The 26,330-nt window shown below is 49.4% G+C and carries 33 protein-coding genes; 7 read left to right on the forward strand and 26 right to left on the reverse strand.

Annotation, left to right across the window (positions count from 1 at the left end):
- Positions 1-3: 3 nt before the first annotated feature.
- From L1S32_RS00935 to L1S32_RS00945, 3 genes are read right to left on the reverse strand one after another with little or no spacing between them, the layout of a single operon-like run.
- On the reverse strand, positions 4-882 hold the full coding sequence (locus L1S32_RS00935) for a DUF4350 domain-containing protein (RefSeq protein WP_278155512.1): 879 nt from the start codon (positions 880-882) through the stop codon (positions 4-6).
- Positions 879-2,633: a hypothetical protein gene (locus L1S32_RS00940; protein WP_278155513.1), complete on the reverse strand. Its 1,755-nt coding sequence runs from the start codon at positions 2,631-2,633 to the stop codon at positions 879-881. Before L1S32_RS00940 ends, L1S32_RS00935 begins: the two co-directional genes overlap by 4 nt.
- The gene (locus L1S32_RS00945) at positions 2,630-2,896 is read right to left on the reverse strand and encodes a hypothetical protein (protein ID WP_278155514.1); all 267 of its coding nucleotides are present in this window, start codon (positions 2,894-2,896) and stop codon (positions 2,630-2,632) included. Before L1S32_RS00945 ends, L1S32_RS00940 begins: the two co-directional genes overlap by 4 nt.
- A gap of 106 nt (positions 2,897-3,002) precedes the next feature.
- On the opposite strand from L1S32_RS00945, the gene L1S32_RS00950 reads away from it, so the two are divergent.
- From L1S32_RS00950 to mutL, 3 genes are all read left to right on the forward strand, one after another.
- The gene (locus L1S32_RS00950) at positions 3,003-3,506 is read left to right on the forward strand and encodes a hypothetical protein (protein WP_278155515.1); all 504 of its coding nucleotides are present in this window, start codon (positions 3,003-3,005) and stop codon (positions 3,504-3,506) included.
- A 75-nt stretch (positions 3,507-3,581) separates the two neighbouring features.
- The gene (gene mutS / locus L1S32_RS00955) at positions 3,582-6,203 is read left to right on the forward strand and encodes a DNA mismatch repair protein MutS (protein WP_278155516.1); all 2,622 of its coding nucleotides are present in this window, start codon (positions 3,582-3,584) and stop codon (positions 6,201-6,203) included.
- Between the two features lie 14 nt (positions 6,204-6,217).
- Positions 6,218-8,041 (forward strand): DNA mismatch repair endonuclease MutL, encoded by a 1,824-nt coding sequence (mutL, locus tag L1S32_RS00960; RefSeq protein ID WP_278155517.1) that lies wholly within the window; start codon positions 6,218-6,220, stop codon positions 8,039-8,041.
- A 44-nt stretch (positions 8,042-8,085) separates the two neighbouring features.
- Here mutL and L1S32_RS00965 read toward each other — a convergent pair whose 3' ends face one another.
- Positions 8,086-8,700 carry a HemK2/MTQ2 family protein methyltransferase gene (locus tag L1S32_RS00965; RefSeq protein ID WP_278155518.1) on the reverse strand — a complete coding sequence of 205 codons (615 nt, stop codon included), beginning with the start codon at positions 8,698-8,700 and terminating at the stop codon, positions 8,086-8,088.
- A gap of 86 nt (positions 8,701-8,786) precedes the next feature.
- Between L1S32_RS00965 and L1S32_RS00970 the strand changes: the two genes are divergently transcribed.
- Positions 8,787-10,535 carry a DUF87 domain-containing protein gene (locus L1S32_RS00970; protein WP_278155519.1) on the forward strand — a complete coding sequence of 583 codons (1,749 nt, stop codon included), beginning with the start codon at positions 8,787-8,789 and terminating at the stop codon, positions 10,533-10,535.
- Positions 10,536-10,544: 9 nt separating this feature from the next.
- On the opposite strand, the gene rsmA is transcribed toward L1S32_RS00970, so the two are convergent.
- From rsmA to L1S32_RS01070, 20 genes are all read right to left on the reverse strand, one after another.
- Positions 10,545-11,327: a 16S rRNA (adenine(1518)-N(6)/adenine(1519)-N(6))-dimethyltransferase RsmA gene (rsmA, locus tag L1S32_RS00975; protein ID WP_278155520.1), complete on the reverse strand. Its 783-nt coding sequence runs from the start codon at positions 11,325-11,327 to the stop codon at positions 10,545-10,547.
- On the reverse strand, positions 11,324-11,887 hold the full coding sequence (locus L1S32_RS00980) for a DUF655 domain-containing protein (protein ID WP_278155521.1): 564 nt from the start codon (positions 11,885-11,887) through the stop codon (positions 11,324-11,326). Before L1S32_RS00980 ends, rsmA begins: the two co-directional genes overlap by 4 nt.
- Before the next feature lie 10 nt (positions 11,888-11,897).
- Positions 11,898-12,248 (reverse strand): RNA polymerase Rpb4 family protein, encoded by a 351-nt coding sequence (locus L1S32_RS00985; protein ID WP_278155522.1) that lies wholly within the window; start codon positions 12,246-12,248, stop codon positions 11,898-11,900.
- Positions 12,249-12,270: 22 nt separating this feature from the next.
- The gene (locus L1S32_RS00990) at positions 12,271-12,564 is read right to left on the reverse strand and encodes a 50S ribosomal protein L21e (protein ID WP_278155523.1); all 294 of its coding nucleotides are present in this window, start codon (positions 12,562-12,564) and stop codon (positions 12,271-12,273) included.
- A gap of 4 nt (positions 12,565-12,568) precedes the next feature.
- Positions 12,569-13,822, reverse strand: a complete 1,254-nt coding sequence (locus L1S32_RS00995; protein ID WP_278157103.1) for a tRNA pseudouridine(54/55) synthase Pus10 — start codon at positions 13,820-13,822, stop codon at positions 12,569-12,571.
- Complete coding sequence (gene trmY / locus L1S32_RS01000) at positions 13,813-14,391, reverse strand: tRNA (pseudouridine(54)-N(1))-methyltransferase TrmY (protein WP_278155524.1); 579 nt, start codon at positions 14,389-14,391, stop codon at positions 13,813-13,815. The genes L1S32_RS00995 and trmY overlap by 10 nt, the downstream gene beginning before the upstream one ends.
- A gap of 5 nt (positions 14,392-14,396) precedes the next feature.
- Positions 14,397-15,716, reverse strand: a complete 1,320-nt coding sequence (locus L1S32_RS01005; RefSeq protein ID WP_278155525.1) for a signal recognition particle protein Srp54 — start codon at positions 15,714-15,716, stop codon at positions 14,397-14,399.
- Positions 15,717-15,718: 2 nt separating this feature from the next.
- Positions 15,719-16,828: a signal recognition particle-docking protein FtsY gene (ftsY, locus tag L1S32_RS01010; RefSeq protein WP_278155526.1), complete on the reverse strand. Its 1,110-nt coding sequence runs from the start codon at positions 16,826-16,828 to the stop codon at positions 15,719-15,721.
- 6 nt (positions 16,829-16,834) lie between these two features.
- A complete protein-coding gene (pfdA, locus tag L1S32_RS01015; RefSeq protein ID WP_278155527.1) occupies positions 16,835-17,281 on the reverse strand; it encodes a prefoldin subunit alpha in 447 nt (148 codons plus the stop codon).
- A gap of 1 nt (position 17,282) precedes the next feature.
- Positions 17,283-17,474, reverse strand: coding sequence for a 50S ribosomal protein L18Ae (gene rpl18a, locus L1S32_RS01020; protein WP_278155528.1), 192 nt, complete (start codon positions 17,472-17,474; stop codon positions 17,283-17,285).
- Positions 17,475-17,479: 5 nt separating this feature from the next.
- Positions 17,480-18,142, reverse strand: a complete 663-nt coding sequence (locus L1S32_RS01025; protein WP_278155529.1) for a translation initiation factor IF-6 — start codon at positions 18,140-18,142, stop codon at positions 17,480-17,482.
- Positions 18,143-18,146: 4 nt separating this feature from the next.
- On the reverse strand, positions 18,147-18,410 hold the full coding sequence (locus tag L1S32_RS01030; protein ID WP_278155530.1) for a 50S ribosomal protein L31e: 264 nt from the start codon (positions 18,408-18,410) through the stop codon (positions 18,147-18,149).
- A 5-nt stretch (positions 18,411-18,415) separates the two neighbouring features.
- A complete protein-coding gene (locus L1S32_RS01035) occupies positions 18,416-18,568 on the reverse strand; it encodes a 50S ribosomal protein L39e (protein WP_278155531.1) in 153 nt (50 codons plus the stop codon).
- Between the two features lie 2 nt (positions 18,569-18,570).
- Entirely contained in the window at positions 18,571-19,176 is a 606-nt protein-coding gene (locus L1S32_RS01040) for an alpha hydrolase (protein WP_278155532.1), read from the reverse strand.
- Positions 19,173-19,514 (reverse strand): DNA-binding protein, encoded by a 342-nt coding sequence (locus L1S32_RS01045; protein WP_278155533.1) that lies wholly within the window; start codon positions 19,512-19,514, stop codon positions 19,173-19,175. Before L1S32_RS01045 ends, L1S32_RS01040 begins: the two co-directional genes overlap by 4 nt.
- 13 nt (positions 19,515-19,527) lie before the next feature.
- Positions 19,528-19,977 (reverse strand): 30S ribosomal protein S19e, encoded by a 450-nt coding sequence (locus L1S32_RS01050; protein WP_278155534.1) that lies wholly within the window; start codon positions 19,975-19,977, stop codon positions 19,528-19,530.
- Between the two features lie 81 nt (positions 19,978-20,058).
- Entirely contained in the window at positions 20,059-20,313 is a 255-nt protein-coding gene (locus L1S32_RS01055; protein WP_278155535.1) for a YhbY family RNA-binding protein, read from the reverse strand.
- A gap of 337 nt (positions 20,314-20,650) precedes the next feature.
- Positions 20,651-21,268: a phosphoribosylglycinamide formyltransferase gene (gene purN / locus L1S32_RS01060; RefSeq protein ID WP_278155536.1), complete on the reverse strand. Its 618-nt coding sequence runs from the start codon at positions 21,266-21,268 to the stop codon at positions 20,651-20,653.
- Between the two features lie 25 nt (positions 21,269-21,293).
- Complete coding sequence (locus L1S32_RS01065) at positions 21,294-22,562, reverse strand: hemolysin family protein (protein WP_278155537.1); 1,269 nt, start codon at positions 22,560-22,562, stop codon at positions 21,294-21,296.
- 94 nt (positions 22,563-22,656) lie between these two features.
- A complete protein-coding gene (locus L1S32_RS01070) occupies positions 22,657-23,478 on the reverse strand; it encodes a sugar phosphate isomerase/epimerase family protein (RefSeq protein WP_278155538.1) in 822 nt (273 codons plus the stop codon).
- A gap of 90 nt (positions 23,479-23,568) precedes the next feature.
- Here L1S32_RS01070 and xseA point away from each other — a divergent pair, with 90 nt between their 5' ends.
- Together xseA and xseB are read left to right on the forward strand one after the other, a co-directional pair.
- Positions 23,569-24,807, forward strand: coding sequence for an exodeoxyribonuclease VII large subunit (gene xseA, locus L1S32_RS01075; RefSeq protein WP_278155539.1), 1,239 nt, complete (start codon positions 23,569-23,571; stop codon positions 24,805-24,807).
- Positions 24,791-24,973, forward strand: coding sequence for an exodeoxyribonuclease VII small subunit (xseB, locus tag L1S32_RS01080; protein ID WP_278155540.1), 183 nt, complete (start codon positions 24,791-24,793; stop codon positions 24,971-24,973). Before xseA ends, xseB begins: the two co-directional genes overlap by 17 nt.
- On the opposite strand, the gene L1S32_RS01085 is transcribed toward xseB, so the two are convergent.
- Positions 24,906-25,394: a DUF371 domain-containing protein gene (locus tag L1S32_RS01085; protein ID WP_278155541.1), complete on the reverse strand. Its 489-nt coding sequence runs from the start codon at positions 25,392-25,394 to the stop codon at positions 24,906-24,908. The genes xseB and L1S32_RS01085 overlap by 68 nt on opposite strands.
- Positions 25,395-25,483: 89 nt before the next feature.
- Between L1S32_RS01085 and L1S32_RS01090 the strand changes: the two genes are divergently transcribed.
- The gene (locus tag L1S32_RS01090) at positions 25,484-26,059 is read left to right on the forward strand and encodes an HVO_0476 family zinc finger protein (protein ID WP_278155542.1); all 576 of its coding nucleotides are present in this window, start codon (positions 25,484-25,486) and stop codon (positions 26,057-26,059) included.
- Here L1S32_RS01090 and L1S32_RS01095 read toward each other — a convergent pair.
- Positions 26,054-26,320 carry a thioredoxin family protein gene (locus L1S32_RS01095; protein WP_278155543.1) on the reverse strand — a complete coding sequence of 89 codons (267 nt, stop codon included), beginning with the start codon at positions 26,318-26,320 and terminating at the stop codon, positions 26,054-26,056. The genes L1S32_RS01090 and L1S32_RS01095 overlap by 6 nt on opposite strands.
- Positions 26,321-26,330 lie beyond the last annotated feature (10 nt).

The raw sequence follows: 26,330 nt of genomic DNA on the forward strand, positions 1-26,330 counted from the left end.
GTATTATAATACTCTGCGTGCGTATGCAGCGCAGATAATGCCTGTTATTAGCAGTATGGCAAATATTTTAATAACTGTTGTGCTTTTCGCGCCGGTAACCGCCTGAAGGGCTCCCTCTGTCATGAATGGCTGTGAGGTGATGGTATCATAGGAAGCATTCATACCGGTTACAAGATTCCCCCTGATCTGTGCGTTATCCCGTTCTGATACTGTGAAATCCATGCTGTTGATCAGAATGCCGCTGTCTGAAAGAATGATGACCTCCCCGTCTTCAATACCTTCACGAGCCATCACCGCTTCTTTGCCAAAAGTCTCCGTGCCGTCTGCCCTCCCGTTGCTGTTCCTGTCAATCCATGAGATGACCGATGTCTCAAGCAGAGTCTCGCCGCCGGTCAGTGTTGATGGCTGATTGAGGGCGATGCTCCCCACATTCTCAAGAAGTCTGTGGTCCTGTGCCCGGTAAGCGATTACCATTCTCGGGTCGGCGTATTCCATATCTATGCTTGAAAGGACCGATTCGTGGATTCTTATCGTGCTTCCTGCCGCTTCCAGAATGCTGTTTGCCGATTCATTTTTCGCAATTATTATGAGCGTTCCGCCGTTTCTCACAAACTGAATGATACTGTCTCTCGCCTCTCCTTCCGGCAGAACCGCAGGCTCGACCAGGATAAACGTATCCGGAGGTGCTGAACCCAGCAGGGCATCGGATGTGGCAGCAGTCGCGCCTGCCCTTTCAAGTTGATCATAGAACGCCGAGGTTCCGTTCCATCCCCCGTTATACCGGGATAATTCAGCATCTGTTGAGGAGAGATAGCTGAGTATAACAATGCCTGCCAGCACCAGCGCTGCGACGACCAGTATGTTTCCTGTGGTATGTTTCATACGTCACCACCCATGCACCGGATGGCATCATCCCATGCGCAGAGGAGTTCGTCTCCCCCTGCATGGTCTCTGCCGTACACCAATGCTTCATACCTGGTCACAAACACGGCTGCCTCTTTCCGGCATTTCTCATCCAGCTTAGCAGTCTGTTCACGCATCGTCTCAGATGGCCTGCATTTCCGTGCTGTATAATACCCGACGGCAGCAGTAAACCCTTCTCCCAGTATCCTGGCCGAATCCGCAGAAGAGAGGGACGTTCTCTCTGAGATGTACCTGCTGCGGAAATCCTGTATCGCAGCCTCACGTGAATGGGTGGATATTCCCTCTTCCTCTCCCCTGGCGGTGAGGGGGCCTCCGGGTAGGAGTGCTTCCGGTTTATCCGGTTGACCGGTCTCATCGAACAATGACTCCTGTGCCCGGCCCCTCTGTCTGCGGCGGAGTATCAGGTATCCGGCCCCTCCCGCGCAGATCACGAAGAGGATGATGAAAAGATAGAGGTCATTTTGGCCAACAGAGATGTTATACTCCCTGCTTCTGCACTCATTCACCGGAAACCCGGAGTCTGAAAAGACAGACTGGATGGTATAGTCCCCTGACGAAACCTCTGTTGTACAGGAATAAACCCCTGTGGCGTCCGTAAACACCGTAGTTACGTTCTCGGAATCCGCACTCCTGAAGGAGATCTGTACCGGCGCACCCGTGACATCTCTGCCTTCCGTGCTCAGTCTTCCTGAAGAGAAGATTGTGCTGCCCCGGACAGAAACATTGAGCGTTATTAAGCCGTCTGTTCTGGTCACTGTGAGCGGTATGATAGAAGAAAATACATCGCCGGCCCGCGTGTAGGCAAGGTGGATACCGGGATACAGCTGCAGGATGGTGAACGGGATGTCATACTCTCCGGTGCTGGTGCAGGATGAATTGGCGTATTTCCTGCTGTCGATATACAGGGTGACGGGTTCTCCCGCAGGAATGTCTCCCGAACGTGAATATACTCCTGTTGCGTGTATTTCATCGCCATATACCCCTTGAGAAGGATCAATGCTTAGGGTCAGTTCTTCACTGAATGTTATGACGGTATCTGATGCCTGAACAACCCGTTCTTCCTGTGTGCCTTCGATTTCCCTGACATACTCTGCAAAGACGTCAACAGAGGATTCCATGGATTCAGGATTCACCTCGACTGTCCTCCCGGTTGGTGCCATGGCAGCAGCGGTATTTTTGTATTGTGCGAATTCCTGGGTGATTTTTTCGCGCAGTGCCTCACCTTCGTACGCAATAGCATACATCTTCGCGGGATCGTCTGCGTCCTGGTACTGGATCTCAAGACGGCTCAGTTCATCAAATGCAACCGAATCATTGAGCAGCTCCTCCAGATTCCTGATGTTGTCAGCATTATTTTTTCTGAAATCACCGATTTCAGACTCACTCATATCGAGGTTTATGACCAGACGGTCAAACTGTGATGCCGCCCTGCGGTACTCGGCAAGATCCTCCTCTGCATCTTCAAAATTTTTCAGGCGTACATTCAGGATGATAGTTCCGGAAGCTTCAAAAAAGTCCTGCATCAGCGGCTGAAGGTCGCCTGTCTTCTCCTGTGATATCTGTTTCAGTGCGATTGGGTTTTTGAAAATACCTGCCTCTTCCACATTTGCAATCGCATATATTTCGGGTTCTTCTGTGTATGGCATCAGAAGGACTGCAAAGAGGATGGAAAGCCCGATGAAGATGATGGGAGCGGTATACCTCTTCATGAACCGATGATCTCCATAATCTTTTGCAGCACAATTATTCCAAAGATGATTACGCCTCCTGCGGCCAGGTATTTTGCATATCTGATCATTCTGGGTTCTATGAATGGGGGGTCGGTCAGTTCAATGATTACGAGAATTCCAATCAGCCATAATACAAAGAATATTTCAAGGTTTACCACCTGGGCAAGTGCCATGAATCCGATGACGATAAGCATCCAGAGGAATATGGCAAGTACAGAATACCCCCGTGTTGTAACACCCATTTAATAATATTCCTCCCCTGAGAATATTAAGAATATCGACTATGTTCTGCAGCCTGCAACAAAGAGATATATACTCCGCATGCATAAATGGGAATCAGGTGATTATATGAACCCTAAACTGAAAATTCTGACAATATTCTGTCTCCTCTTCGTCGTGGCGGCCCCGGCATCAGCGTTTACTGCCGAATCTCTTTCCATTGATGTGCTGGAGAACGGGGATGCGACGGTCACATTTGCCTATCGTCTCGGCTGGGCTGAAAAGTTTGCGGTATTCTTCCGGATTGCAGATCCCGCCACTGAGTTAAAGAATGGGCTGGAGAGTAATTCCGGGAAAGAGGTCACTGTAAGTGAAGTGACGCCAGATTCTGCTGCATTCCTGATTAGGGAGTATGCACATATAAGTACTGGGGATGACGGGGTGACCTATACAACTCCCATGCTCTCGTTTGCCAGTGCTGAGGAAATGCTTTCGGATTATTGGTTTGCGCCACTCATCTCTGTTGATTTGTCTCCTGCAGTGACGACAGTGGTCTTCCCTGACGGATACACAGAGTATTTCTATGACAGTATCGAGATCCCACGGATCAGTCATACCATATCAATACCCTAATCTTCCTTTTTGGCTTCAGCATGTTCACGTAATAAGACTCATATCGCCAAAGGTAGACTCCTATACTGAGTCGAGATGAGTGATGGACCCACACCTGCAATGAAGCAGTTTTATGAGATGAAATCCCGGTATCCCGGCTGTGTTCTCTTTTTCCAGATGGGGGACTTTTATGAGACGTTTGGGGAGGACGCCGAACTTATCTCACGGGAACTTGACATTACCCTGACTTCACGCGGTAAGGATAAAAATGGAGAGCGTATGCCTCTTGCCGGTGTCCCGATTCATGCAGGAGAGGCCTATATTGCCCGGATGGTGAAGAAAGGATACCGGGTGGCCGTATGTGATCAGGTTGAAGACCCGAAAAAAGCAAAGGGTGTTGTAAAACGTGATGTTGTGCGTGTCATCACCCCCGGCACAGTGATTGACTCTTCCATGGTGCCTTCTGAGGGGCAGGCATACCTTATGGCAGTTGTCCCGGATTTGAAATACACCATCTTTGGCCTTGCGTTTCTGGACATCACCACCGGTGATTTTTTTGTTACCACATGCAGGGCAGATGACGGAGGAAACGGTTTGCTTTCAGCAGTGGACCGTGCAGGCCCGCGGGAATGTCTTCTCCCTCAATCGTTGTCTCCCCGGGTGCAGGCTCTTCTTGAGGGGCGGGGAATAGCGATCACACCCTGCGGGGCAGAATATTTTGATCATAAAGAATCATTTTCTCAGCTAACCCGGCAGTTTGGCGTATCAACGCTGGATGGGTTTGGCTGCAGTGATATGGATGAGGCGGTGACTGCGGCCGGTGCCTGTCTGCGATATGCGACAGAGACGCAGAAGTCTGACCTTGGGCACATCCGTACGCTGTATACCCGTCTCCCTGAACGTGGAATGGTGCTTGACGCAATCACGATGCGCAATCTTGAACTGACCCGGAATATTCGCGATGGCGGGACAGATCATACCCTCCTTTCCGTCCTTGACCGGACAAAGACGGCCATGGGCGGCCGCCTTCTGCGCACGTTTATCACCAGTCCTCTTACCGATGAAAAGGAGATTAAGGCACGTTTGGATGCTGTCGAATACTGTCTGAATGAACCGCTCCGGCGTGAAATTATCCGGGACCTCCTTCACCGGTTTGCTGATACTGAACGCATTGCCGGCAGGATTGCATATGGAAATGTCGGGCCCCGGGACCTTCTCACCCTACGTGACTCACTGGACCGGCTTCCGGGAATCCGTGACGTGCTCTCTCCCCATGACAGCATGATCCCTTCCCTTCTCGCTGATATACAAGCTGATCTCAGGGACCACACCGATCAGGTATCCCTGATTCAGGCCGCAATTGTTGATGATCCGCCTGTACTGGCACGGACGGGCGGGATAATACGTGAAGGGTTCAGCAGCGAACTGGACGAAATCCGGAATATCGGACGTACCGGTAAAGACTGGATTGCTTCATTCCAGCAGAAAGAGCGGGAACGGACTGGTATCAAATCACTGAAAATAGGGTATAACAAAGTATTCGGGTATTATATCGAAGTAACAAAGGCCAATATCTCCCTTGTGCCGCCGGAGTATCTCAGAAAGCAGACCATGGCGAACGGTGAACGGTTCACCCTCCCGGAACTCCAGGAGATGGAGCAGAAGATTGCGCATGCACAGGAGCGGCAGAGTGCCCTTGAAGAAGAGCTCTACGCAGACGTCATAATGCGTCTGCGTGAATCTGTGACCTTTATACAGGCAACGTCGCAGGCAATTGCTCGTTTGGATCTCTTCTCCGCTCTTGCGGATGCTGCCGCAGAAAACGGATATACGCGACCTGTTATTGAGAATTCCGGACGCCTGCTGATAACCGATGGTCGTCATCCGGTTGTCGAAGAGAGTCTTTCCTCTGTCGGATTCGTTCCGAATGACGCGGAACTGGATGGCGGAGGGGACCAGATCATCATTATCACGGGTGCCAATATGGCCGGAAAATCCACATATATGCGGGAGGTTGCCCTCATTTGCATCATGGCACAGATGGGGAGTTTTGTGCCGGCCGACCGGGCTGTTATCGGTATCATTGACCGTGTTTTTACCCGTGTCGGAGCATTTGATGATCTTGCAAGCGGCCAGTCGACATTTATGGTCGAGATGGTGGAACTTGCCAATATTCTCAATAATGTGACCGAAAAGAGCCTTGTTATTCTTGATGAAATCGGCAGAGGCACATCGACCCTTGATGGATATTCCATTGCACGTGCGGTTCTTGAATTCCTGCACGGGACCGGAAAACGAGGACCCCGGACCCTGTTCGCAACCCATTTCCATGAAATTGTGGAGGTTGAAGCTGACCTGAAACGGGTAAAGAATTGTCATTTTGCAGTGAAAGAGACAGGGAGTGATGTGGTTTTTCTGAGGAAACTGATTCCGGGTGCAACGGACAGAAGTTATGGTATTCATGTGGCACGCCTGGCAGGCATTCCCGGGAAAGTGATACAGAGAGCCGGAGAGGTGCTTGAAAAAGAACGCTACCGGACACCGGTATCTGAAGGAAAACGTGCTCCGCGGTATACCCAGATGCTTTTGATGGATGCACCTGAGGGTGCCTGTGCCACCGAAAGCCCGGCCCTCATCGAACTGAAAAACCTTGATCCGGATTCACTGACTCCGCGTGAGGCGCTTGCAAAGATCTACGAACTCAAGAAGAAGATGTAACAGGATTTATGCCGATGCCTGAAAAGAGAGACGAAGGGGTGATCCGCCTTTTAGATGATGAGACCGTTAACACGATAGCTGCTGGTGAAGTGATTGAACGGCCCGCATCTGTGGTGAAAGAACTGGTGGAAAATGCGGTGGATGCCGGTGCGGATATGATAAAGGTGGACATCACCGTCGGCACACAGCATATTACCTCGGTTCAGGTGTCTGATACCGGGTGTGGCATGTACGCGTCTGATGCACAGATGTCCTTTGTCCGCCATGCAACCAGTAAAATCCGTGGCCCCGACGATCTCTCCCGTATTCATACAATGGGATTCAGGGGTGAGGCACTTGCAAGTATTGCTGCAGTATCGCGCGTGACCCTTGTGACACGGGCAGAAGGCACGGACGTGGGCACAGAAATTGTCATTGAAGGCGGAGAGTTCCTCTCCGTATCCGACGTGTCAGCACCACGGGGGACGACTATACGGGTTGACAATATCTTCTTCAATACTCCCGCACGCCGAAAATTTCTGAAGTCCCGTCAGACCGAACTGCTTCATATATATCGTGCGGTCGAAGCAGAAGCCTTTGCTCATCCGGAATCTGCCTTTCGTCTGAGAGTTAATGGAAAAGAGAAACTCAGGACCCAGCGCACGACTGCGATGGCGCAGACCATTACCCAGGTATTCGGAACCGATCTCTCCTCCCAGATAATCCCCATAAGTGCAGGGACGCCGGTAATGAGAGTGGATGGCGCAATTGTTCGCCCGGCGGACTGCCGTCCGAATGCAGGTGAAATCCATCTCTGTGTGAACGGGCGTCCGGTAACATCACCCCAGATTGTCAGAGCCATTCGTGCAGGGTATGGCACTCTCATTCCAAAGGGCAGGTTTCCCATGGCATATCTGAGTATCAGAATTGATACGTCTCTTGTTGATGTGAATGTTCATCCTGCCAAACGGGAAATCCGCCTGAGCCGGGAAAAAGAGATCATTAGTGGTATTACCGAAGCTATCAGGGACACGCTTCAGACAACGGATCTGATACAGAGCGGCACGCCTGTGACCTCACAAGACAACCGTGCATCTGTGCAGGCATCTGTGTATACCCATCTCCCAAAACAAAGTCAGGAGGTAGCTGAGCCAATTCCCGGTGTCACAAAAAGTTCCTACGGGAACGCACAGCCAGAGAGGTTTCACATCCGGTATGCGACAACCGACAAACAGCTTCGCCTTACGGGAAATATGGACGAGGATGCCGGTGTTAACCTCCTGCCCCCGATGCGGATCATCGGTCAGGTGGCGGATGGCTACATTCTGGCAGCATCGCGTGACAATGATGAACTGTTCATCATTGATCAGCATGCTGCCCATGAACGCATTCTCTACGACCAGTTATGCGAACGGCGGAATGCCGGTATTCAAAGGCAGGAACTCCTCGTGCCGCTGGTTGTCGAACTGAATGCTGCAGAAAAACTGGCCCTTTCGGCAAATATTGATATTCTGCTGGAGCTGGGTTTTATTGTTGATGAATTTGGCCCTGATGCGTTTGCCGTGAGGGCTGTGCCGATGGTTCTTGGCAAACGGCTGGGAACAGAGATGATCCATGATATTGTCTCCGACCTGGTAGTCGAAAGCCGAAAATCAGCTGACGAACGATGCGACCGCATCACCGCAACCATAGCATGCCGGGGAGCAATCAAGGGAGGCAGTCCCCTGACACAGGAGCAGATGGAGCGTCTGGTTCTTCAGTTGTCCCACACCAGTGAACCCTACACCTGTCCGCATGGACGTCCGGTTATTCTCTCCTATTCCCAAAAGGAACTGGACAGGATGTTTCACCGGACATGAATGTTCGGCATGTTCATCCCTGAGGGATTCTGTGCCCTCTTCTCTTATTTTGGTGCATTACAATCTCTGAGACTGCAGAGATCATGTGTTATCCGGAAGACGACCAGATGTTCCCCTTCTGTCGTCTCCTCTCCGACAATATATGATAGGAATCCATGCTCTGCAAAGAGTTCACGTGTCTCCTGAATGCCTGTCAGAGATGAAACCAGAAGAAGCACGCGTCCGTACGGGTGGAGAATCCGGTGCAGTCCGGATGCAAACTCACGGATAACCGCCCTGCCGTCAGGCCCTCCGTCCAGTGCGTACTCCAGCCAGTCGTCAATCCGCTCATTCTCTTTTGTCGGAAGATAGGGCGGGTTGAACAGTATCAGGTCAAACGGTCCTTTCAGCCCGGCATAGAGATTCGTCCGAACGACTTCCACACCCATTCTGTGTGCCATCCTGCAGGCATGGGGGTTTACATCGGTTGCAACACACCGGGCACGTTCACTGCACGCCCGTGCGATGATACCGCTTCCGGTTCCTACTTCCAGGACGGCCTCACCGTTCCGGATTTCCTTTAAAACCGATGAAAGAAGCAGATAGGTATCCTGTTCCGGCTGGTATACCTGTTCATGATATTCAGGTGCTTTTGGGTTCATTCCTGCGTTCTCTTCCATATACATTGTCTCCTCCCTGATAAGGGTTCTTTCCCCGGATGTTCCATGACAGTTAAACCTGAGAAGATGCTACATTACATTAGCGTATGGATATCATCGTGGGGAAGGCAAACGGGCGGGATTTCAGCATTAGCGGTCAGGAACTGGTCACCGGAAGAACCTGCATCATCGCACAGTCCGGTGCCGGAAAAAGCTGGACGATTGCGGTTCTTTGTGAACAGCTCTGCCGCTATCATATCGGATTCTGTCTCATTGATACTGAAGGGGAATATTTTTCGCTGAAAGACCGGTTTGATCTGACATGGATTGGGGCGGATGATGAATGCGAGTACGATATTGAGCGGCTTGATAATCTGAAGGACATTCTTCGCGATTCAATACGTTCGGGAGTTCCGGTAATCTATGATGTGTCCGAGGTGGAGATGACGGAAAAAGTATCCCACCTTGCTGATATTCTTTATGATCTTGCAACCGAAGAGCGCAAACCATACCTTTTGATCGTTGAGGAAGCGGATAAGTTCATTCCGCAGAGCCGTGACTCCATCAAAAAAATTGAGGAAATTTCACGCAGGGGGCGAAAACGCGGACTTGGTCTGATGGTGGCAACCCAGCGCCCTGCCATTGTCACAAAAAATGTACTCTCTCAGTGCAACAATCAGATCATCGGGAAACTCTCGATAGAAAATGACCTGAAGGCAGTGGATCTCTTTTTTGGCTCCAAACGTGAGGTTGAGGAGTTATCATCCCTGAATCCTGGTGATTTCTATATCATGGGCGGGCTTACCCGTGAAAAGACACGGATGAGGTTTGGGAAGCGTGAGACAAAACACCGTGGCCTCACTCCGATACTTGCGCCACGAACCCCTGATCCGGTACAGGATGACGTCGACGATATGGATGCTGTGCCTCATGAAGAGCCTTCAGATACACCAAAGGCTCCGGTGGCACCGGAAGATGAGGTGATGTCCCTGTATGATGAACCTGATGTATCAGTGACTCGGCTCTCTTCTGAACCCAAAGAGACGAAACCAAATCCTAAACCAAAACCAAAGCCAAAACCGAAGTCCGGCCCTCGTGTCCGCACGAAGAAAACATCATCTCCTCTTGAAGAGCGTGCCCTCCCTGCCCGAATCGGGAGGGATGAGGCACTCAATATTGCAGGGGGCCGGATGAAGAAGAAAGGTCTTCTCTTCGGAACAAATGAACGTCTGGTGTCAGCTGAGCTGGTATACTGGCCGCTCTGTCTCTTTGAGGTGCGCTACATCAGCGGAAAAATCCGGAAAATCACACAGGAAACTTCGTTTATCATTGATGCAACGAAAGGATGGTGCGCGGATATCTCAGACGGTCTGAGGTTCCGTGCCTGTTTCAGTGACTATATCGGCCTCTCAGAGGATGCCATTCGCGTACTGGATGCCTTTTCCATTTCAGGTCAGACTGCAGCAGAAATTGAAGCACAGACTCGCCTCTCTCCCGAGGTGGTTGAAGATGCTATCTCTGAACTGAGCACAAAAAAACTCATTACGGAGAGTGAGATGGCAGCTGGAAGGGAAGTATGGGTGCCGCTGGTCCGGCATGGAATGCCGCGTCTGGGGACGGGGATGGTCAGACTTCCGGCGGCACTGGAAACACTCGACGGTGGTACGGTCCTTGAACGGATTGTGCATCAACAGGATATCCGGACCATCCTGAAAGTAACACAACCAACTGCTGAGATTATATCATGCCAGCTGTTCTCCTGTCCGGTATATGAAGTGAAGGTTGCAGCATCCACCTGTGAGAAAACAATTTTTATTGACGGTTTTGTCGGAAAAAAAGTGCTTGTAGCACGCTGAAAAGAGTGCTTAGCTGTTATTTTCTGAAGAACCTGCATTTGCAATTTTTGCAAAATCGCTCAGCAGGAGTTCCTCAGGCCTTTTTGCAAGAATTTCTTCCGGAATGGTCTGTTCAATTGCTTTCACCCGCTCTTTCCCGATAATGCCCGCCGATATCCGGAGGGCTTTGCGTATGGTCTTTCTGCGGTGGGAAAACAGTTCACGAACGACAAGAGCGTAAAACTGATGATCATCTATTGGGTGCGGTGGATCCCGTGGGATGATGCGCATGACCCAGGACTGGACAGCTGGTGGAGGGGAGAATGCCTTTGCTGAAAGCTGCATAATGGGCTTTGCCTTTGCATACGTCTGAACCATAATTGAAAGTCTGCCAACACCGGGGGTGCCGGGAGGAGCAATCATCCGTTGACCGAATTCTTTCTGATACATCAGGATGGCCTCTTCAAATCCTGCCTCAAGAAGTCTGAAGGTAATCTTTGAGGATGCAGAATACGGGAGATTTGAGACTGAAATATCAAACGGCGGATACTCACATTTTACTGCATTCCCGTGAATCAGTGTAAGCTCACCGGATCGTATTTCACGGTGAAAACGGTTGTTCAGGTATTCAATTAAACCAGAATCAAGCTCAATTGCAGTAACGACGGCGCCATGATCCAGAAGTGCTCGGGTAAGTGGCCCCTCTCCAGGTCCAATCTCAAGTACGCGCTTCCCTGAAACATCAGCCGCAGAGGCAATCCGCTCAATTGCCTTTTTGTCCGTTAAAAAATGTTGATCGCGAGGTGCTTTCATCGTGATGTAAAGATACGGTATTTAATATCCGGATCTTCGATCTCTTCCAACACTCTTTTCACGATCATCTGTTCTGGGTGAGGTATCGTCTTAATTCGTTCGCTGATGTCAGAGAAACTTGTAAACGGACGTTTTTGCCGTTCTGCAAGAATTTCCTGCATCAGTTTCTTCCCAATACCAGGCAGGAGGTGAAGCATGTGGAGTTTGATTGAAATTGGAACAGCATTATTGTAAAAGGCAACATACCGCTCCTCATCGTCTTTGACGATACCTGCGATTGCAAATGGCAGTTCAACCTTTGCAGTCTGGGTGAGATCTGCATACCCGATGCGACGTTTAACCCGTTCAATTTTGTCCCGTTCCTTATCACCGATATAGACCTCCTCATTAATTGATATGGCATCGACTTTTGGAACAAGCTCGAGAAGCTTGAACTGGTCTTTCCCAACAGCCTGAAGAATTGGTTCATGCTTATATTGTTGCCTCCCGCCTGCATCTCCCCGGCCACGGGGAAGATACTCTATAACAACTGCATAGATTTCTTTCTTGTCAGATCGCATGGGGTTTCCCTCAGTAATGGGTGATGACCAGTTCAATTATCTCATCGAGTTCTTCACCGGAAAGAGTAAACCGTTCTTTTGCATAGATAGCCCTGAGTTCATCTCTGCTCCTTGGCATAAGATTTGCAATGCGGTATGCAATGTCTGGTTTCATCTTTTCGAGTGTCAGCAGGTTTTCCACAAGTGAACGTGCATTTTCTGGGCTTGTTTTTGCTAACTGGTTGGCATGTTCGATACTCCTGCGGAGTTCGTACGGAAGTTCACTGCCGGATTCAAGTCTGGATGCTTCTACTGCGAGAAGTGTTTCCTTTACTTCTGATAATGTAATTCTCTCTTCATCGACAATTCCTTTAACATTCATGCCAATCCTGTCCTTGTGAAAATTATTGTTTTTGTGGTTTTAGGTGTTGTGGTTTTGAGATGACAGTTTTTGTTTTATTACCGTCATTTACCTCAAGAACCCATGCACGTCCACGTTTTCCGACAACAGTTCCTGTCTTTCCGTGGAAACGCCTGTGAGGCATCCCTTTCTGAATACTGGAATCAATTACGATATGAACTTTTGTACCTTCATCAAATGACTGGATGATGGTTGTTACCGGTGCAATACCGCGACGCCTCAGTGCTTTCTTGAATTTACCGCGAGTTTTTTTACGTGGACCGTTGTGATGTGCCATTTCTCTAATCCTCCTGGAATTTGTTTTCCTTTTCAGGAACAACACCTTCGACCATGATAACGTCGAGGGCTGTTACTTTTGCGGGTGCCCCAATGCATTCAGTGAGGCTCGGATTTGTTCTCCCTTCATCTCCTGAGATGAGCTCTTTAATATAAAGGCCTGCGTCTCCGAGGACTTCAATTCTGTATTGGCCGTCCTCTACACCTCTCAGACAGATGTCAATGACGTTCCGTTTTCTCTCCTTGTCAGCCCTTCGGTGAGCTACCCTATGAGGGGTGCGCTGCGATATTGACGCCCCTTTTAGGGCAGACAGGGATAATTTGACGTCATCATCAGAGAAATCGCCGTCTACTTCTACCAGAATGCTGTATTTCTTATGCGCTTTTCCCGATTTAATTGTTTCCACCTCGCGCCGGTCACTGATATGATCCAGGACAACCGTTACCCGTCCGCCTGCGGTGGAATTAATTTTCTCTTCGAGTACAGAAAGGGAGATGCTGCGTTTCATCGGATGAACAATCTCGATAATAAACGGCCTTCCGGTGCCGATCATCCGGGCATCAATATCCTCTCTTCCTGCACCATGGAGAATTACATCTTCGGCGTTGAAGCATTCTGCGGCAGGCCGTCCGATAAGCTCTTCAACAGAATCAGCATACATTTTGCCGGTAAAGCCGCACCGTTCGCAACCTTCTCCATGGCATTCACGGCAGTGCCATCGTGTCTGCGGAATACCCCGTTCGTATTTCCGGTATCTTCCATAGATATAGATGGGATTGATCTCAATTTCAACGCTTTTATCGGCCGGATTGCAGACAGCAACCAGATCCGGGCGCTTGAAATCAACTTCTGATCCGCTTCTGGCAGAGAATGCCTTGCCTACTTCACGGTTGAACTGTGCCTTCAGGGTTTCCGGAGAGGTGAGGCCAAGATCGCTCCAGACCATCTCTTCGCTCTCTGCCATAATGGGTGGTACACGGCAGCCGACCAAAAGCGTTGAAAATTCAATGCCGCGGACACTCTCCTCGATTTTTTCTGCCCATGCTTCTGTTTCATCAAACATGTTTCCGCAGATCCAGCAGGGTTTCGTCTCTTCCGTGTATGGATAATTATCTTCAAGTGCGAGTGCTGTACGTAATGCCCTGCCCCGTTCTTCATTGGCAAGTCCGAATGAACGTTTCCCAAAGAATCTTCCAAGGCAGTGGTTGCATATGGTTCCATATGCAAGTATTTCCCGTGTTTCTTCGATTACTCCGATGATTTCTCCCTCCTGTCCATTTCATTGAGAACAACAGTAATGGTATGGTCAGCGTGAAGGATGGCCGGACCAACAGATATGCGTGGCAGATGGTCTGTGATTGCACTCTCACTCTCTGAGAAGTTCTGATGGTCTGAGAGAAGATAGGCTGACGGAAGATCCTGCATATGCCGGATATCTGTGCCGTTTTCATCAAGAAGGGCCGGACTGCATTCTGTGAGAAGTTTTTCCAATCCTCCTCTGCGGACATATACTCCGGGTGTTGATTCACGGAACTCTTCATCACAGGGTAATGCAAGGACTTTTTTGATGAGTGCTCCTGCACTACGCTCGTCCGGACTGAGGTACCTGAGAGCATCCCCTCTGAATAAGACAGTCTTTGGGGGATCCGGTTCACCCAATAGCACCAGATAACATTCCACATCACGCCTGAGGTTATGTGAAAGGAAAAATGATGAGTTTATGCACCGGCAAAGGACATCCATTCTTCCAGCCCCGCCTGGCATATCATTGAGAGAAAAGTCTCCGTCTGTCCGGGCGAGATGCCCGATGACGATAAACTGTTTCATATTTATTACATCCCGCCGAATTTTTTCATCATTCGCTGCATATTGAACTTACCCTGTCCCCCACGCATGGTCTTCAGGGTACGCTGCATTGTTTTGTAATATTTGATTAACTCGCGCACTTCTTCAGGGGAGGTGCCGGATCCGATTGATATCCGCTGAATCCGTGAACCGCTGATAATACCCGGATTGTCAAGTTCTTCGTTGGTCATCGAATCCATGATATATTTAAAGCGGTCCATCTTCACCGACGTTACATCAAAGGCATCCTGGGGGAGGTCAACATTTCCCAGCGGGAGCATATTCATGACCTGCTTTAAGGGTCCCATCTTTTTCAGGGCCTCAAGCTGTTTGTACATGTCACGAAGGGTAAACTTCCCTTTGAGCATCGCATTGACATCCACATCCTCGGGGGATATTGCCTCTTCGGCACGTTCGATGAGTGCCCTGAGGTCTCCCATTCCAAGCAGGCGGGATATGAATCCGTCCGGATCAAACCGTTCAAGGTTCTCTATTGTTTCGCCGCTGCCGACGAATACAATGCCTGATTCGGTCTCTGCCACTGCAGAAAGAGCACCTCCACCCTTTGCGGTACCATCCATTTTGGTAATGATGACCCCGTCAATGTCTATTGCCTCATGGAACCTGCGCGCCTGTTCCCGTGCCTGCTGACCGAGTGCAGCGTCAATGACAAGCCAGCGATGGGTAGCACGGGACAGCTGGTTGAGTGCAATGATCTCCTCAATCAGTTCATCCTCAAGTGCGTGCCTGCCCTGAGTATCGATGATCAGGACTTCTGTACCGGTCAGCTCTTTCATTCCGCGGGTAACAATACCGACGGCATCGGTTTCACCCGGTTCTCCATAGCAGGGAACATTGACTTTCCGGCAGAGGGTGCTAAGCTGATCATATGCACCGGGCCGGAAGACGTCAGCACAGATGACACCCACACGGAGCCCTTTTCTCTGGAAAAAGCGTGCAAGTTTGCCGGTTGTTGTTGTTTTTCCACTTCCCTGCAGGCCGGCCATCAGAATTGTCTGGGATTCAAGTCGTACTTCGACTTCCTCTCCCATCAGGTGCACAAGCTCTTCATATACAATTCTGAGTACATGTTCGCGTGCACCCATTCCCTTTGGTGGTTCTTCCTCAAGGGAACGTTTTTTGATGGTGTTTGTGAGCTCCATGACGAGCTTCACATTAACGTCTGACTGGATGAGCACCCGTTGCAGATCACGGACCAGTTCATCGACTGCTGCTTTGTCGATGACAGATTTCCCTGCAAGTTTCTTCACCGCATCCTTGAGGCCAGTACCAAATCTGTCCAGCATTGTTATTCATCTCCGAGAAGGTCGCTGACCACGGCTTTCGGTTCGAATGGAATGATGTCAGTATATTCCTGACCTGTTCCAAGGAACATTATCGGACGACCGATTGTGTGCGCAATCGAGATTGCTGCACCGCCCCGGGTATCCATGTCAGCTTTTGTAAGTACAACAACATCTGTTCCCACAGCATTGTTAAACTCTTCTGCCCTGATAACAGCGTCATTCCCGGCAACTGCCTCGTCGACATATGCAACAATGTCCGGGCCAAAGACTCGGCGAATCTTCGCAAGCTGATTCATCAGGTTTGCCCGGTTATGGAATCGTCCTGCAGTATCTGCAAGTACGACGTCGATTCCATGAGCCTTTGCGTATTGGACAGCATCGAAGAGGACAGCAGACGGATCTGCGCCTTCCTGGTGGCGGATGACCTTTACCCCGACACGGTCTGCATGGGTCTGCATCTGTTCATTTGCACCGGCCCTGAATGTATCACCGGAACCAATGACGACTGAATACCCTTGTCCTTTCAGGTAAGCTGCCACCTTTGCAATGGTTGTTGTCTTCCCTGCACCGTTGACACCGGTAAATAGGACTTTCACCGGATGGTCATGGGTGTCAATGTATGTGGTAAGCGAGAACCCTTCACCCAGGACATCAAGGAGGGCATCTCTGAGGGCATCCATCACAAGACTGTCAATGGACGAACCGATTTTTTTGGTGCTTCCGGTCAGCTCATTGCGCATCTGTTCTGATATGGCATCAACTGTCTGCAGAGCGACATCATTTTCGAGCAGTACTATTTCAAGTTCCTGAAGCGGCCCCTCAATTTTTTTCTCAGAGATATGGACTTCCCGATCTTTAACCAAAGACCGAATTTTTGCAGAAAAGGCTATCTTTTCCTTCTTTTGTTCTGAAGGAAGTTCAGGTTCTGTTATTTTAGGCGGCTCAGCTGAATACGAAGATTGTTTATCCGCTGAGATCTCTTCAGGGGCTGTTTCAGGGACTGGAGATACTATCTCTCTGTCCCCTGATACTTCTTCAATAATAGACTGTTCTATTTCACGGGAAAATATCCCGCGTACCCCTTTCAGTTTTGATTTCAGAGAATCAAACATGCCATATCAGCCCTGCATCCCCGGAGCCATCCGGGCCTGGGCCTGCGAATATGCCGATTCCATTCTTTTGGCAACATCGCGTGCCTGCTTCTGGACCTGCTCGATGGACTCAGCAATTTTTTTGGCAAGCGCTTCCATCTCTGTTATGCGCTCTTCGAGATAATCCACTGTTTCAGCGTTTGTCCGTTCAACAACCACATCTGCACCGATGTTTAAGAGCACAGTATCTGTATCAGGCACATGTACTCTCAGGCTTGCTCCGCCACCGATCTGGAGAAGTACTGTCGGTCCTTCCTGGCCTGCCAGAGTTTTCAGGGTTTCAACTGCAGTTGCAGTCTCCACCCTTCTGTTCTCGAGCATTTCAAGCTGCCGGGAGTATGCTTCAACCTGCTGCGTGAACTGTTCAAGATACTGTTCAAGCATCTGAAATTCACGGGCATCAACATTCTCCATATTATTCACCATTCGTCGGGGTAATTGTTTTAATTTTAATGTAGTTTCTCTTCAGGCGGTGTTTACTGCCGATGACCGTAAAAGCCCGCTCTTCAGCGACTTTCTCATTCGGTGCCACAATTACTTTGTTAAATGGTTTCCATACATCGCGTTCCCGGTATTTACCGGTGATTTCAAAATTCAGGTCTGTCATCACCATCACTCCACAAATCCAAATACTTCTTCAATTCTGCCAAGCTCGTACCCGCTTGTTGCACTTCCGGCCACATAACCGGAATTATTCGCAATCAGGCCTGTTCCGATGAGATTGGTTCCCATGTTTACCGTCCCGGTACCGACGGGTAAGTCGGTGTACTCTTCGATTGCCTCTATCTCCTGGCGGGATGCCCGGGGGGGCAAAAGAAAGCCGCGGGTGGTTGCAACTGCAGTCATTCCGACTGTAGGTATACCACCGATCGGCATCATGAGAACCGGAACTTCAAGAAATGCTGCGATCTCCTCCGCAAAGCGCTCAGGCATATCCGGGTGAATCACCGCGAGATCATCATTTGCGAGAATGATATTTCCGGCAGCGTTCATGCCCCGTTCAAGTAGCAATACGTCACGGTACTCCTGAAGTACTGCTATCTCTTCAGGTGTAGCCATGCCGCTCACAATGAATCCGCGGTTATTTCCCACAAGAAGTGACCCGATAATCGAACATCCCTGTATTGTTGTCTGTACAACCGGCACCGAAAGTTCTTCCCCAACTACCTGAATAAACCGGTCAGGGGCATCCGGAGCGACAAAAGCCACATCATCAAATGCCCTGCAATATACACCGATATGTTCGTTGCCTGCGATATCGATCGTTTCAGTCATTGTTTTACTCTTCCGCAAGTTCAGCCTGAACCTGTCCGTCCTCGAACTTCATGGCACGGATGCGAATCTTGCGGGGAGGCTTTTCGGATCCCCGTTCCCAGACCTTTTCATTAATCGTCTGGTCAAGCTTCACGTCTTCACTCTTCATGTGCTTCATGAGGTAAGAACGGATTTCTTTCATTGCACGCTGGCTCCGTCTCCATCGGGGAGCCTTCTTGACATCCCTGAGGGGGATGATGTAAATCTGTTCGTTGAGAATGTTAGCCATTTGTCTCACACCTTCAAGGAACTGCGTCTCCAGTTACGGCGGCGGGGGTGACTGACCACGCTGCGCTTGGTCTTTACCATTACCCATGCCGGAACACGACGGTTCTGTTCACATGCCTTGGCTAGCCGTATTTTTCGGCCTTTTGTCGGTTTACTCATGGTTAATTCACCACTTCCATTTCATCATTCCGGCCCGTCACCAGAGACTGCTGGTGGCGGTTTGGAAATATCGTATACGGATCGATACCCCGTGCGTTGAATGCTGCCCGGATTTCGTGTTCATAGTCCCCGTTGTGGATGATGCCCGTTTCACCATAGGAAACGGTAAAATGCCTGTTTGCCAGGCGTTCCACCTCAGTTTTTCCGAATCCGAGCAGAGGGCGCACGTAGGAACACTCATGCCTCGCTTCGAGGCTCTGAACCTCCGATAGGCTGAGCATTGGAACACGGTCATTCAGCCGTGTACCATCCCCTATAACGTCATAAAACCCTGCAAGAGTCCTGACGGCGTTCCTGTGCACGAGGTTTATGGCATCGTTGGGATATCCCGTCGATACCATCAGTTCGACAACCGTTTCCAGAAAATCCGGCTCAAATACTCTCCAGACCAAAGGAAACCCAAGGGCATCTGCCGCACTCTCAAGCTCTGGAACTGTTCTGCGTTCATCAAAGACGAACGTATTCAGTTCGACCTCATAATCTCTGGAGAGCATGAGGGCCGCGAGGGAGCTGTCTTTTCCTCCGGAGAAGAGTATTCCTGCCTTCATTTCCGGGTGATCTTGTAATCTGTCTTCTGGGGCATAAGTTGTGCGAGAAGGCTTTTGAGCATCTCGTCAGAGATCTTGCCACGAAGGCGCCCGCTCTGTGCGAGGATGACCAGCTGCTGCTCGACAGCTTTTGCAAAGTCCGGGCGGGTCAGTTTGATGGTGTTCAACCGCTCGCGCGCCTCCGGTTCCAGGATCTGCATGAGGATCATGTGGATCTGTGCTTCCTGCTGTTGCCGCTGGCGCGCCATCTCCTCTTCCATTGCGCCCTGCTGTTGCTGCTGGCGCTGGTAATCCTCCATTCTTCTCCGGCGGAGTTCGTTCAGCTCGTCGTCTCCCATCTGTTACCCACCATCAGTATTTTGCAAGTGCCGGTGTCTGCTCTACGACATCTGCTTTGAGACCGTGTGCAACACCGTCAAGGAACGATCTCCCTTTTGCGGTGATTTTGCGGCCGTTTTCAACATTCTCAATCAGACCTTCGCCCTCAAGCTGCTGGACAACTTTCCGGATAACAGACCCGGATCCTTTCCTGAACTTGTCTGGGCTTGAGCCACGGTTCTGCTTTCCGCCGTAGAATGATCTCAGTCTCTCTACACCAATCGGGCCGTCCACATAGATGCGGCGCAGAACTGCTGCCGCACGGGTGTACCACCAGTCTTCGTCGTATGGTGGTGCCTGTTTGTGGACACCTGTCTTGGCAAATGCTGCCCAGTCGGGTGCTTCCACTGTTTCCATTGCCTTGAGTTCTTCAGCCGTTTTACGGATCAGAACATCTGCAGGCAAATCATATACGGTTGTCATGTGATTACCACTCTCTAGTATGCCTATTAGCAGTCTTTACATATAGGTAAGATATTGATTTAAATATTCCGAGAAAAAATGTCAGCGGGACGGTTTTCTTTGCCGTGCAAGTACCATGGTGCGGCCCCGTGTCTGCACCAGTTCTGCCCCGCATGCAACCGCAATTCCTGCCGGATCCACCTCTGTACTTCTGAGCCACTTTATCTTTACCATATCCCGATCTTTGATCTGGCGCCTGATTTCTTCATATGTCTGTTCTGTAACTCCGCTTTTTCCAATCCATATTGTCGCTTTTAACTGCGATGCTGTCTTTTTATCGATGATATCCCCTCCCAACTGGGCAGCGCCACTGATGGCCGCACACCCGGCAGGTTATGATGATTCTGCTCTGGTGAATTCGTATTCGTGCATTTATTCCGGGTATCAGAAATGATGAACATTTCCGACAAAATTTTCTTTTCAACACCAGAGGAATTGCAACTCTTTCTCTCATTGCAATACGGCGCGCCCGCATGATATATTCTCGTGCCCGGTCCTGATTATTGCGCGCAGCAATTTCTGCCTCTGAAAAGAGGATTTCAATACGTTCCTTTGCAATAGGAGGTCGTGATCTTTGCTGGCGTCTCTTTCCACCCATTTATTCTACACAATTTAACTTATGTGATGATGAATCTCACTCTCTCTGATCGTCATTGATGATGACTTTTCTCCCGGAGACCTCAAGACGGTCCTCGCAGAACAGTTTCACTGCCTGGGGGAGGGCCACGTGTTCAAATTCCATAATTCTTGCTGCAAGGGATTCTTCGGTATCACTGTTGAGTACAACAACCGGATACTGGAGAATAATAGGTCCGGTATCCATTCCTTCATCGACGAAATGAACGGTACAGCCGGCGATTTTGACGCCATAATCCAGTGCCTGCCGCTGAGCATGGAGCCCGGAAAAACTGGGCAGGAGCGCAGGATGAATATTGATCATTTTTCCGGCAAAGGCACGCACAGTCTCAGGTTTCAAAAGGCGCATGTAGCCGGCAAGAACAAAGAGATCTGCCCTGCATTCTCTCATTGCGTTTTCAAGAGCCTGGTTGTACAATGCACGATCAGCATACTCCGAGAAATTGATGACTGATACAGGAATATTATGATTTTCCGCCCGTTTTATTGCATACGCGGATGGATTATCGGTGATGAGGCAGGTAATCTGTGCCGGGATTGTTCCGTCACAGACCCTGTCAATTATTGCCTGAAAATTGGAGCCTCTTCCTGATGCAATCACCGCAATGCGTTTCATACCCATATGTTGGCAGAATTTCATCTTAACGATTCGTGTGTATGTCTCTGTCCATTGGGAATATGAGTTTGATATTTTCTATTCGGCGGTCATTCATTTTCATCACCATCAGGCGGATTCCGGATTCTGAAATCGTAACGACTTCACCTTTATGGGGAATATGGCCCAGTTGATCAATAATCAGGCCTCCGAGTGTTTCATAGGATTCGCTTGTAGGAAGTGAGATCTTCAGGTCCTCATTGACGCGTTCAATCCACGCGCGTGCATCAATAAGATATACCCACTCATTGACTTTCTGGATGTCGGGTTCTTCTTCATCAAACTCGTCCATGATTTCACCGACAAGTTCCTCAAGAATATCCTCTACCGTGACGATGCCTGCAAACGTTCCGTACTCATCCACAACGATTGCAAGGTGAACCTTGCGTTTCTGCATTTCACGCAGAAGATCATCAATTTCTTTGGATTCAGGAACAAAATACGCTTCATACACGAGGTCCGGGATATTGGCATTTGGGCCTGGTGAATAAATGACGCCAAATACGTCCTTTACGTTTAGTACGCCAATGATATTGTCGATCTGTTCTTCATAGACAGGAAGGCGGGTGAATCCGGTCTCATTAAAAATATTGACTGAATCCTCAAGAGAACTTTTCCGGTTGATCATCACCACATCTGCCCGTGGCGTCATAACCTCTCTGGCGCGTGTATCTGAGAATGCAAAGACACGGTACAGCATCTCATGTTCTTCCTCTTCGATAGTGCCTTCTTCTTCCCCGACATCAATCCACTGTTTTATTTCGTCTTCTGTAACCGTTGGCTTTATTTCACGGTTCCGTGAAAAAATGCTTTTGCCTGCATCAATCACCCAGAATAACGGATGGAGGAGATATGAAAGCCACAGCACAGGGCGGGATACCATGAGTGCAACCCGATCCGCTGACCGCGCAGCATAGGTCTTGGGAATGATTTCCCCAAATGTCAGCATCAGAATGGTTGTTACAAATGTAGCAATTCCAATTCCAATTTCTCCCCATATGGCAATTGCAACAGCTGTTGCAATTGATGCGGCGCCGATATTTACCAGATTGTTGCCGATGAGGATGGTAATGAGCAGATGGTCAGGGTCGGATTTCAGGCGTTCAAGTGCCTCAGAACCAGTCTTTTTCTGTTCGACAAGGGTGCGCACCTTTGCAGGGTTTATGGAGATTAGCGCAACTTCTGACCCCGAGAAAAAAGCGGAGAAAACAAGACACAAAATAAAAATAATCAGTGCAAAACTGTATTCTATCATTGCACTATGCCGCCTCCGGCGGTCACTGATATATTCGGATTCATATATGGATTACTCTCTGATTTATGCACGTTTTCCCTGATAAAAGCAACGTTCATTCAAAAAAATTACGGATCCACGATGTTTCGTCAGATACAATTTCAATTTTTTTACTGAGGGACAATTCCGGCTGAAATGTGAGGTCTTCAATCTCAAGTATGAGAGGGCCCGAATATCCATTTTCGGCGAGCAGTGTGAGTATATTTGCTACGTCATCATTCCCTTTTACTGTGCAATGCATTCTGCCGTTAATACGGGCACTGACATGAACGACTGCAATACGGTTACCGAGGTGCTCAATATACTTTGCTGCATCTCTGTTGTTACCGGTGAACGTATGGGCGATATCCAGAGTAAAATAGAGCCACTTTTCTTTCTCTAACAGGGATATCAGGTCAGATGGTGCAGGAAGAAGGGAGTTTACCTTTTGCTCCATATTTTCAAGTGCAACGGGTATACCTGCAGACGCCGCACATGTTTTTACTTCTGAGAGATAATGCGCCAGACGTTTTCTGTCAGCAAAAGATGCAGGGCGCTTTGCGGTTCTTCTGCCCGGGTGAATCGTTACTGCACAGGCATCGATTTGTCTGGCAATTGAAACTGCCCGGCAGGCCCACCGGATGGAGACCTCTGCCACATCAGGGTTCACAGAACAGGGATTCAGATCAAGTACCGGTGCATGGACACTGACGGAATGAATAGCGGAGTGAGTGTGGATGGCATCGAGAAGGACTGCTGAAGGCAGGTCGTTCAGCCAGAAAGAGGGGGTTTCCAGCCAGAATTCAACCGCATCACATCCGGCGTCTGTGAGGGCGTCAAATATTGTATCAACTTGGTATTCATGGAAGAACATGGTTGATGCGCCAACCGTTGGCATACATTTTCCTTTCCTTTCTCTCGTAATAGCCTTTTACCCTGCCTCCCTGATACGTGGTATTCATAAGGGAATGAGATAAAAATAGTGTTCATGCGACCAATGGGAGATGAAGGTCCCGGAGATTCCGGTATCTATTCCGTTTCTTCCCTGACAGCAGTAATTGCATCGCTCCTTGATGACGACCGTATCAAAAATATCTGGGTTGAAGGAGAGATCATAAATTATATTCACCACCGGTCAGGTCACCGGTATTTCTCCCTTTCTGAAGATCCAGGTACACGCCCTTCGGTGATCCGCTGTGCAATGTGGAAAAGCTACGGACGTGAACTGACATTTACGCCGGTGAATGGGATGCGTGTGCGGGTGTATGGATCTGTGGATCTCTACGAACCGGGTGGTGAGTACAAATTTATTGCGAGAGAAATGGAGGAAGCCGGTCGTGGAGATCTGTTCCGGCTGGTAAACCAGTGGAAACAGATGCTGGAAGAAGAAGGGCACTTTGCACTGTCAAAGAAGCAGCCATTGCCCCGTTATCCACAGGTAGTGGGGGTAGTGACATCAGAGACTGGTGCCGCACGCCGGGATATTGAACATGTCATAGCGCGGCGGTTTCCGGTGACTCTTCTGTTCTCTCCATGCAATGTGCAGGGGCCGGGATCTGAACATGACATTACTCGCGCCATCCGCGCTCTTGACGGGAAGGCTGATGTAATCATTGTCGGACGGGGAGGGGGTTCATTTGAAGACCTTTTCTCTTTTAATCACCCTGAGGTGGTCCGGGCTGTCAGTGCCTGCCGGACACCGGTTGTCAGTGCTGTTGGACATGAGGTTGATACAACACTCATCGATTATGCCGCAGATGTCCGGGCGCCTACCCCGTCTGCAGCAGCAGAGATTGTTGTTCCGGACAAAAATGAACTGAAGCAGGAGCTTCAAACTCATACTCAGCGTATCTTGCAGAGTACTGATCGATATTTCCATCGCTTCCATGCAGATCTTGAGGATTTCCGTCTCAGGCTTCGTCCTGACCGACTCCGGCTTCAGATTTCGCGTGAACAGGAGTATATCAATGAAATGAGTGAGCGAATTCTGATGCTTGCAGGCCGGGAATGTGAAAGGAAACGTATGATTCTAAATGCAGATAAAACACAACTGACTGGCCTGGATCCCTATGGTCCCGTTCAGCGTGGTTATGTACTTGTCAGAAAAGACGGAATGCTCGTACAATCAGTGGGGTCTCTGTGTGCTGATGATGAGGTATCACTCAGCTTCAGAGACGGTTCTGCCCGGGCACGTATCAATGAGGTGACGTATGACACGGACATATGAAGAAAATCTTAAGGAACTCAAAGAAATAATTCGGACACTTGAATCGGGATCCGTTCCGCTCGAAGAGATGCTAGCCTATTATGAACGTGGGATGGAGCTTATAAAAATCTGTGAAAAAATGCTTGAATCTGCGGAGCTGAAGATCGTTCTTCTTCAGGAATCGTAAATATCTCCATATACACGGTCATTTTTTTTCCCTTTGTCAGTGCAGCAATAAGTTCCCGTGGCAGCGTTTTGGCTGTGAAATCAGCGTGAATTCCAATGGTTCTGTCATCGATATATGAACTCCTTCTCCAGACAAGATCCGTGGGATGAGTGAGGGTAAGGCGGCTGCTTCCCCGCGCGGTGATTGTACATGTCTCTTTTCCCGCAGTGAGTGTTGTCACCAGAAGTGCTGTGTCTGAAGAGATTGCTTTCCTGAATTCAGGGTTTAGGTCACATGGCCCCTTGTCAGCATGAACACCAATGATGCAGGTTCCACTGGACGTTAGGTTCTCTTCCCTGGTAACTTCAAATGTTGTGTGATGCAGTGCCCTGATATTTGGGTGGCCGCTGCAGACAAGTCTCTCGCATTGCCGTTTATCCATTGACAGGGATACTATTTGACCGTTATATTCAAATTATTACCTGCTTTCAGGCTCAGGTTAATCTCCGTAGAGTGTCAATACCATAGCCAATGATGTATGAAGTACACTGTCCCATCTGTGGGGAAGAGACAACTCACCGTATCCTGAAGGAGTCATCTGACCTTCTGGTCCAGTGTGAAGTATGCAGCCATGTACATCGCGTACTGCGCCCTCCCTGTCCTGAACCGGTTGTTGTCCGGGCAATTATCAGTGATGAGGACAGCTCACAGGTTGGAACTATTGAGCTGAATGAATCGGATAAATGCTTTATTGGGGACTTTTTTGTCGCTGAAATTGGAGAGGAAGTCTATACCGTTGAAGTATGTGGCATCGAGGTGGGACAGCGCCGTCCGTCCCGTGCACGGGCCACAGACATTACTGCTCTCTGGACACGTGTCATTGACAGTGTAGTTGTCAAAATCTCAGTTCATGACGGCATGCGCACGATTCCCTGCTATCTTCGATGTGATGGTGAACGTGACTTTCAGATTGGGGGTATAGAGAATATCGATGGCATGAATGTTCGCATAAGTCACATCAAACTGCGAAACGGGTCGATGATGAGAAAAGAAGGATGGAAGGCATATGCCCGGAAAATCCGCCGGGTGTATGGCACCCGTTTATAACCATACATATTTTTTGAGTGCTTCTTCAAGAATAGGGCCTGGTGTTATTCCCTCCATTCGTTCTTTCTCTGTTCCGTTAACAAGAATCAGAATGGTGGGTGTGACCCTCAGAGCATATTTCTGAATGGCCCCTTCTGTTCTTACTGCATCAATATCTTTAACCGTAACTCCCAGTTTCTCCTCAATCTGCAGATTGATCTCCCGCTGCTCGTCACAGCCAGGGCATCCGTCCTGATGAAAACACAGTATTTCTACTGACATACTGGTAAAA

The sequence above is a fragment of the Methanogenium sp. S4BF genome (genome assembly GCF_029633965.1).
GTDB lineage: Archaea > Halobacteriota > Methanomicrobia > Methanomicrobiales > Methanomicrobiaceae > Methanogenium.

Coding starts and splice junctions, on each gene's coding strand:
- L1S32_RS00935 (WP_278155512.1), bottom strand. CDS start 882: ATGAAACATACCACAGGAAACATACTGGTCGTCGCAGCGCTGGTGCTG.
- L1S32_RS00940 (WP_278155513.1), bottom strand. CDS start 2,633: ATGAAGAGGTATACCGCTCCCATCATCTTCATCGGGCTTTCCATCCTC.
- L1S32_RS00945 (WP_278155514.1), bottom strand. CDS start 2,896: ATGGGTGTTACAACACGGGGGTATTCTGTACTTGCCATATTCCTCTGG.
- L1S32_RS00950 (WP_278155515.1), top strand. CDS start 3,003: ATGAACCCTAAACTGAAAATTCTGACAATATTCTGTCTCCTCTTCGTC.
- mutS (WP_278155516.1), top strand. CDS start 3,582: ATGAGTGATGGACCCACACCTGCAATGAAGCAGTTTTATGAGATGAAA.
- mutL (WP_278155517.1), top strand. CDS start 6,218: ATGCCTGAAAAGAGAGACGAAGGGGTGATCCGCCTTTTAGATGATGAG.
- L1S32_RS00965 (WP_278155518.1), bottom strand. CDS start 8,700: ATGGAAGAGAACGCAGGAATGAACCCAAAAGCACCTGAATATCATGAA.
- L1S32_RS00970 (WP_278155519.1), top strand. CDS start 8,787: ATGGATATCATCGTGGGGAAGGCAAACGGGCGGGATTTCAGCATTAGC.
- rsmA (WP_278155520.1), bottom strand. CDS start 11,327: ATGAAAGCACCTCGCGATCAACATTTTTTAACGGACAAAAAGGCAATT.
- L1S32_RS00980 (WP_278155521.1), bottom strand. CDS start 11,887: ATGCGATCTGACAAGAAAGAAATCTATGCAGTTGTTATAGAGTATCTT.
- L1S32_RS00985 (WP_278155522.1), bottom strand. CDS start 12,248: ATGAATGTTAAAGGAATTGTCGATGAAGAGAGAATTACATTATCAGAA.
- L1S32_RS00990 (WP_278155523.1), bottom strand. CDS start 12,564: ATGGCACATCACAACGGTCCACGTAAAAAAACTCGCGGTAAATTCAAG.
- trmY (WP_278155524.1), bottom strand. CDS start 14,391: ATGAAACAGTTTATCGTCATCGGGCATCTCGCCCGGACAGACGGAGAC.
- L1S32_RS01005 (WP_278155525.1), bottom strand. CDS start 15,716: ATGCTGGACAGATTTGGTACTGGCCTCAAGGATGCGGTGAAGAAACTT.
- ftsY (WP_278155526.1), bottom strand. CDS start 16,828: ATGTTTGATTCTCTGAAATCAAAACTGAAAGGGGTACGCGGGATATTT.
- pfdA (WP_278155527.1), bottom strand. CDS start 17,281: ATGGAGAATGTTGATGCCCGTGAATTTCAGATGCTTGAACAGTATCTT.
- rpl18a (WP_278155528.1), bottom strand. CDS start 17,474: ATGACAGACCTGAATTTTGAAATCACCGGTAAATACCGGGAACGCGAT.
- L1S32_RS01025 (WP_278155529.1), bottom strand. CDS start 18,142: ATGACTGAAACGATCGATATCGCAGGCAACGAACATATCGGTGTATAT.
- L1S32_RS01030 (WP_278155530.1), bottom strand. CDS start 18,410: ATGGCTAACATTCTCAACGAACAGATTTACATCATCCCCCTCAGGGAT.
- L1S32_RS01035 (WP_278155531.1), bottom strand. CDS start 18,568: ATGAGTAAACCGACAAAAGGCCGAAAAATACGGCTAGCCAAGGCATGT.
- L1S32_RS01040 (WP_278155532.1), bottom strand. CDS start 19,176: ATGAAGGCAGGAATACTCTTCTCCGGAGGAAAAGACAGCTCCCTCGCG.
- L1S32_RS01045 (WP_278155533.1), bottom strand. CDS start 19,514: ATGGGAGACGACGAGCTGAACGAACTCCGCCGGAGAAGAATGGAGGAT.
- L1S32_RS01050 (WP_278155534.1), bottom strand. CDS start 19,977: ATGACAACCGTATATGATTTGCCTGCAGATGTTCTGATCCGTAAAACG.
- purN (WP_278155536.1), bottom strand. CDS start 21,268: ATGAAACGCATTGCGGTGATTGCATCAGGAAGAGGCTCCAATTTTCAG.
- L1S32_RS01065 (WP_278155537.1), bottom strand. CDS start 22,562: ATGATAGAATACAGTTTTGCACTGATTATTTTTATTTTGTGTCTTGTT.
- L1S32_RS01070 (WP_278155538.1), bottom strand. CDS start 23,478: ATGCCAACGGTTGGCGCATCAACCATGTTCTTCCATGAATACCAAGTT.
- xseA (WP_278155539.1), top strand. CDS start 23,569: ATGCGACCAATGGGAGATGAAGGTCCCGGAGATTCCGGTATCTATTCC.
- xseB (WP_278155540.1), top strand. CDS start 24,791: ATGACACGGACATATGAAGAAAATCTTAAGGAACTCAAAGAAATAATT.
- L1S32_RS01085 (WP_278155541.1), bottom strand. CDS start 25,394: ATGGATAAACGGCAATGCGAGAGACTTGTCTGCAGCGGCCACCCAAAT.
- L1S32_RS01090 (WP_278155542.1), top strand. CDS start 25,484: ATGATGTATGAAGTACACTGTCCCATCTGTGGGGAAGAGACAACTCAC.
- L1S32_RS01095 (WP_278155543.1), bottom strand. CDS start 26,320: ATGTCAGTAGAAATACTGTGTTTTCATCAGGACGGATGCCCTGGCTGT.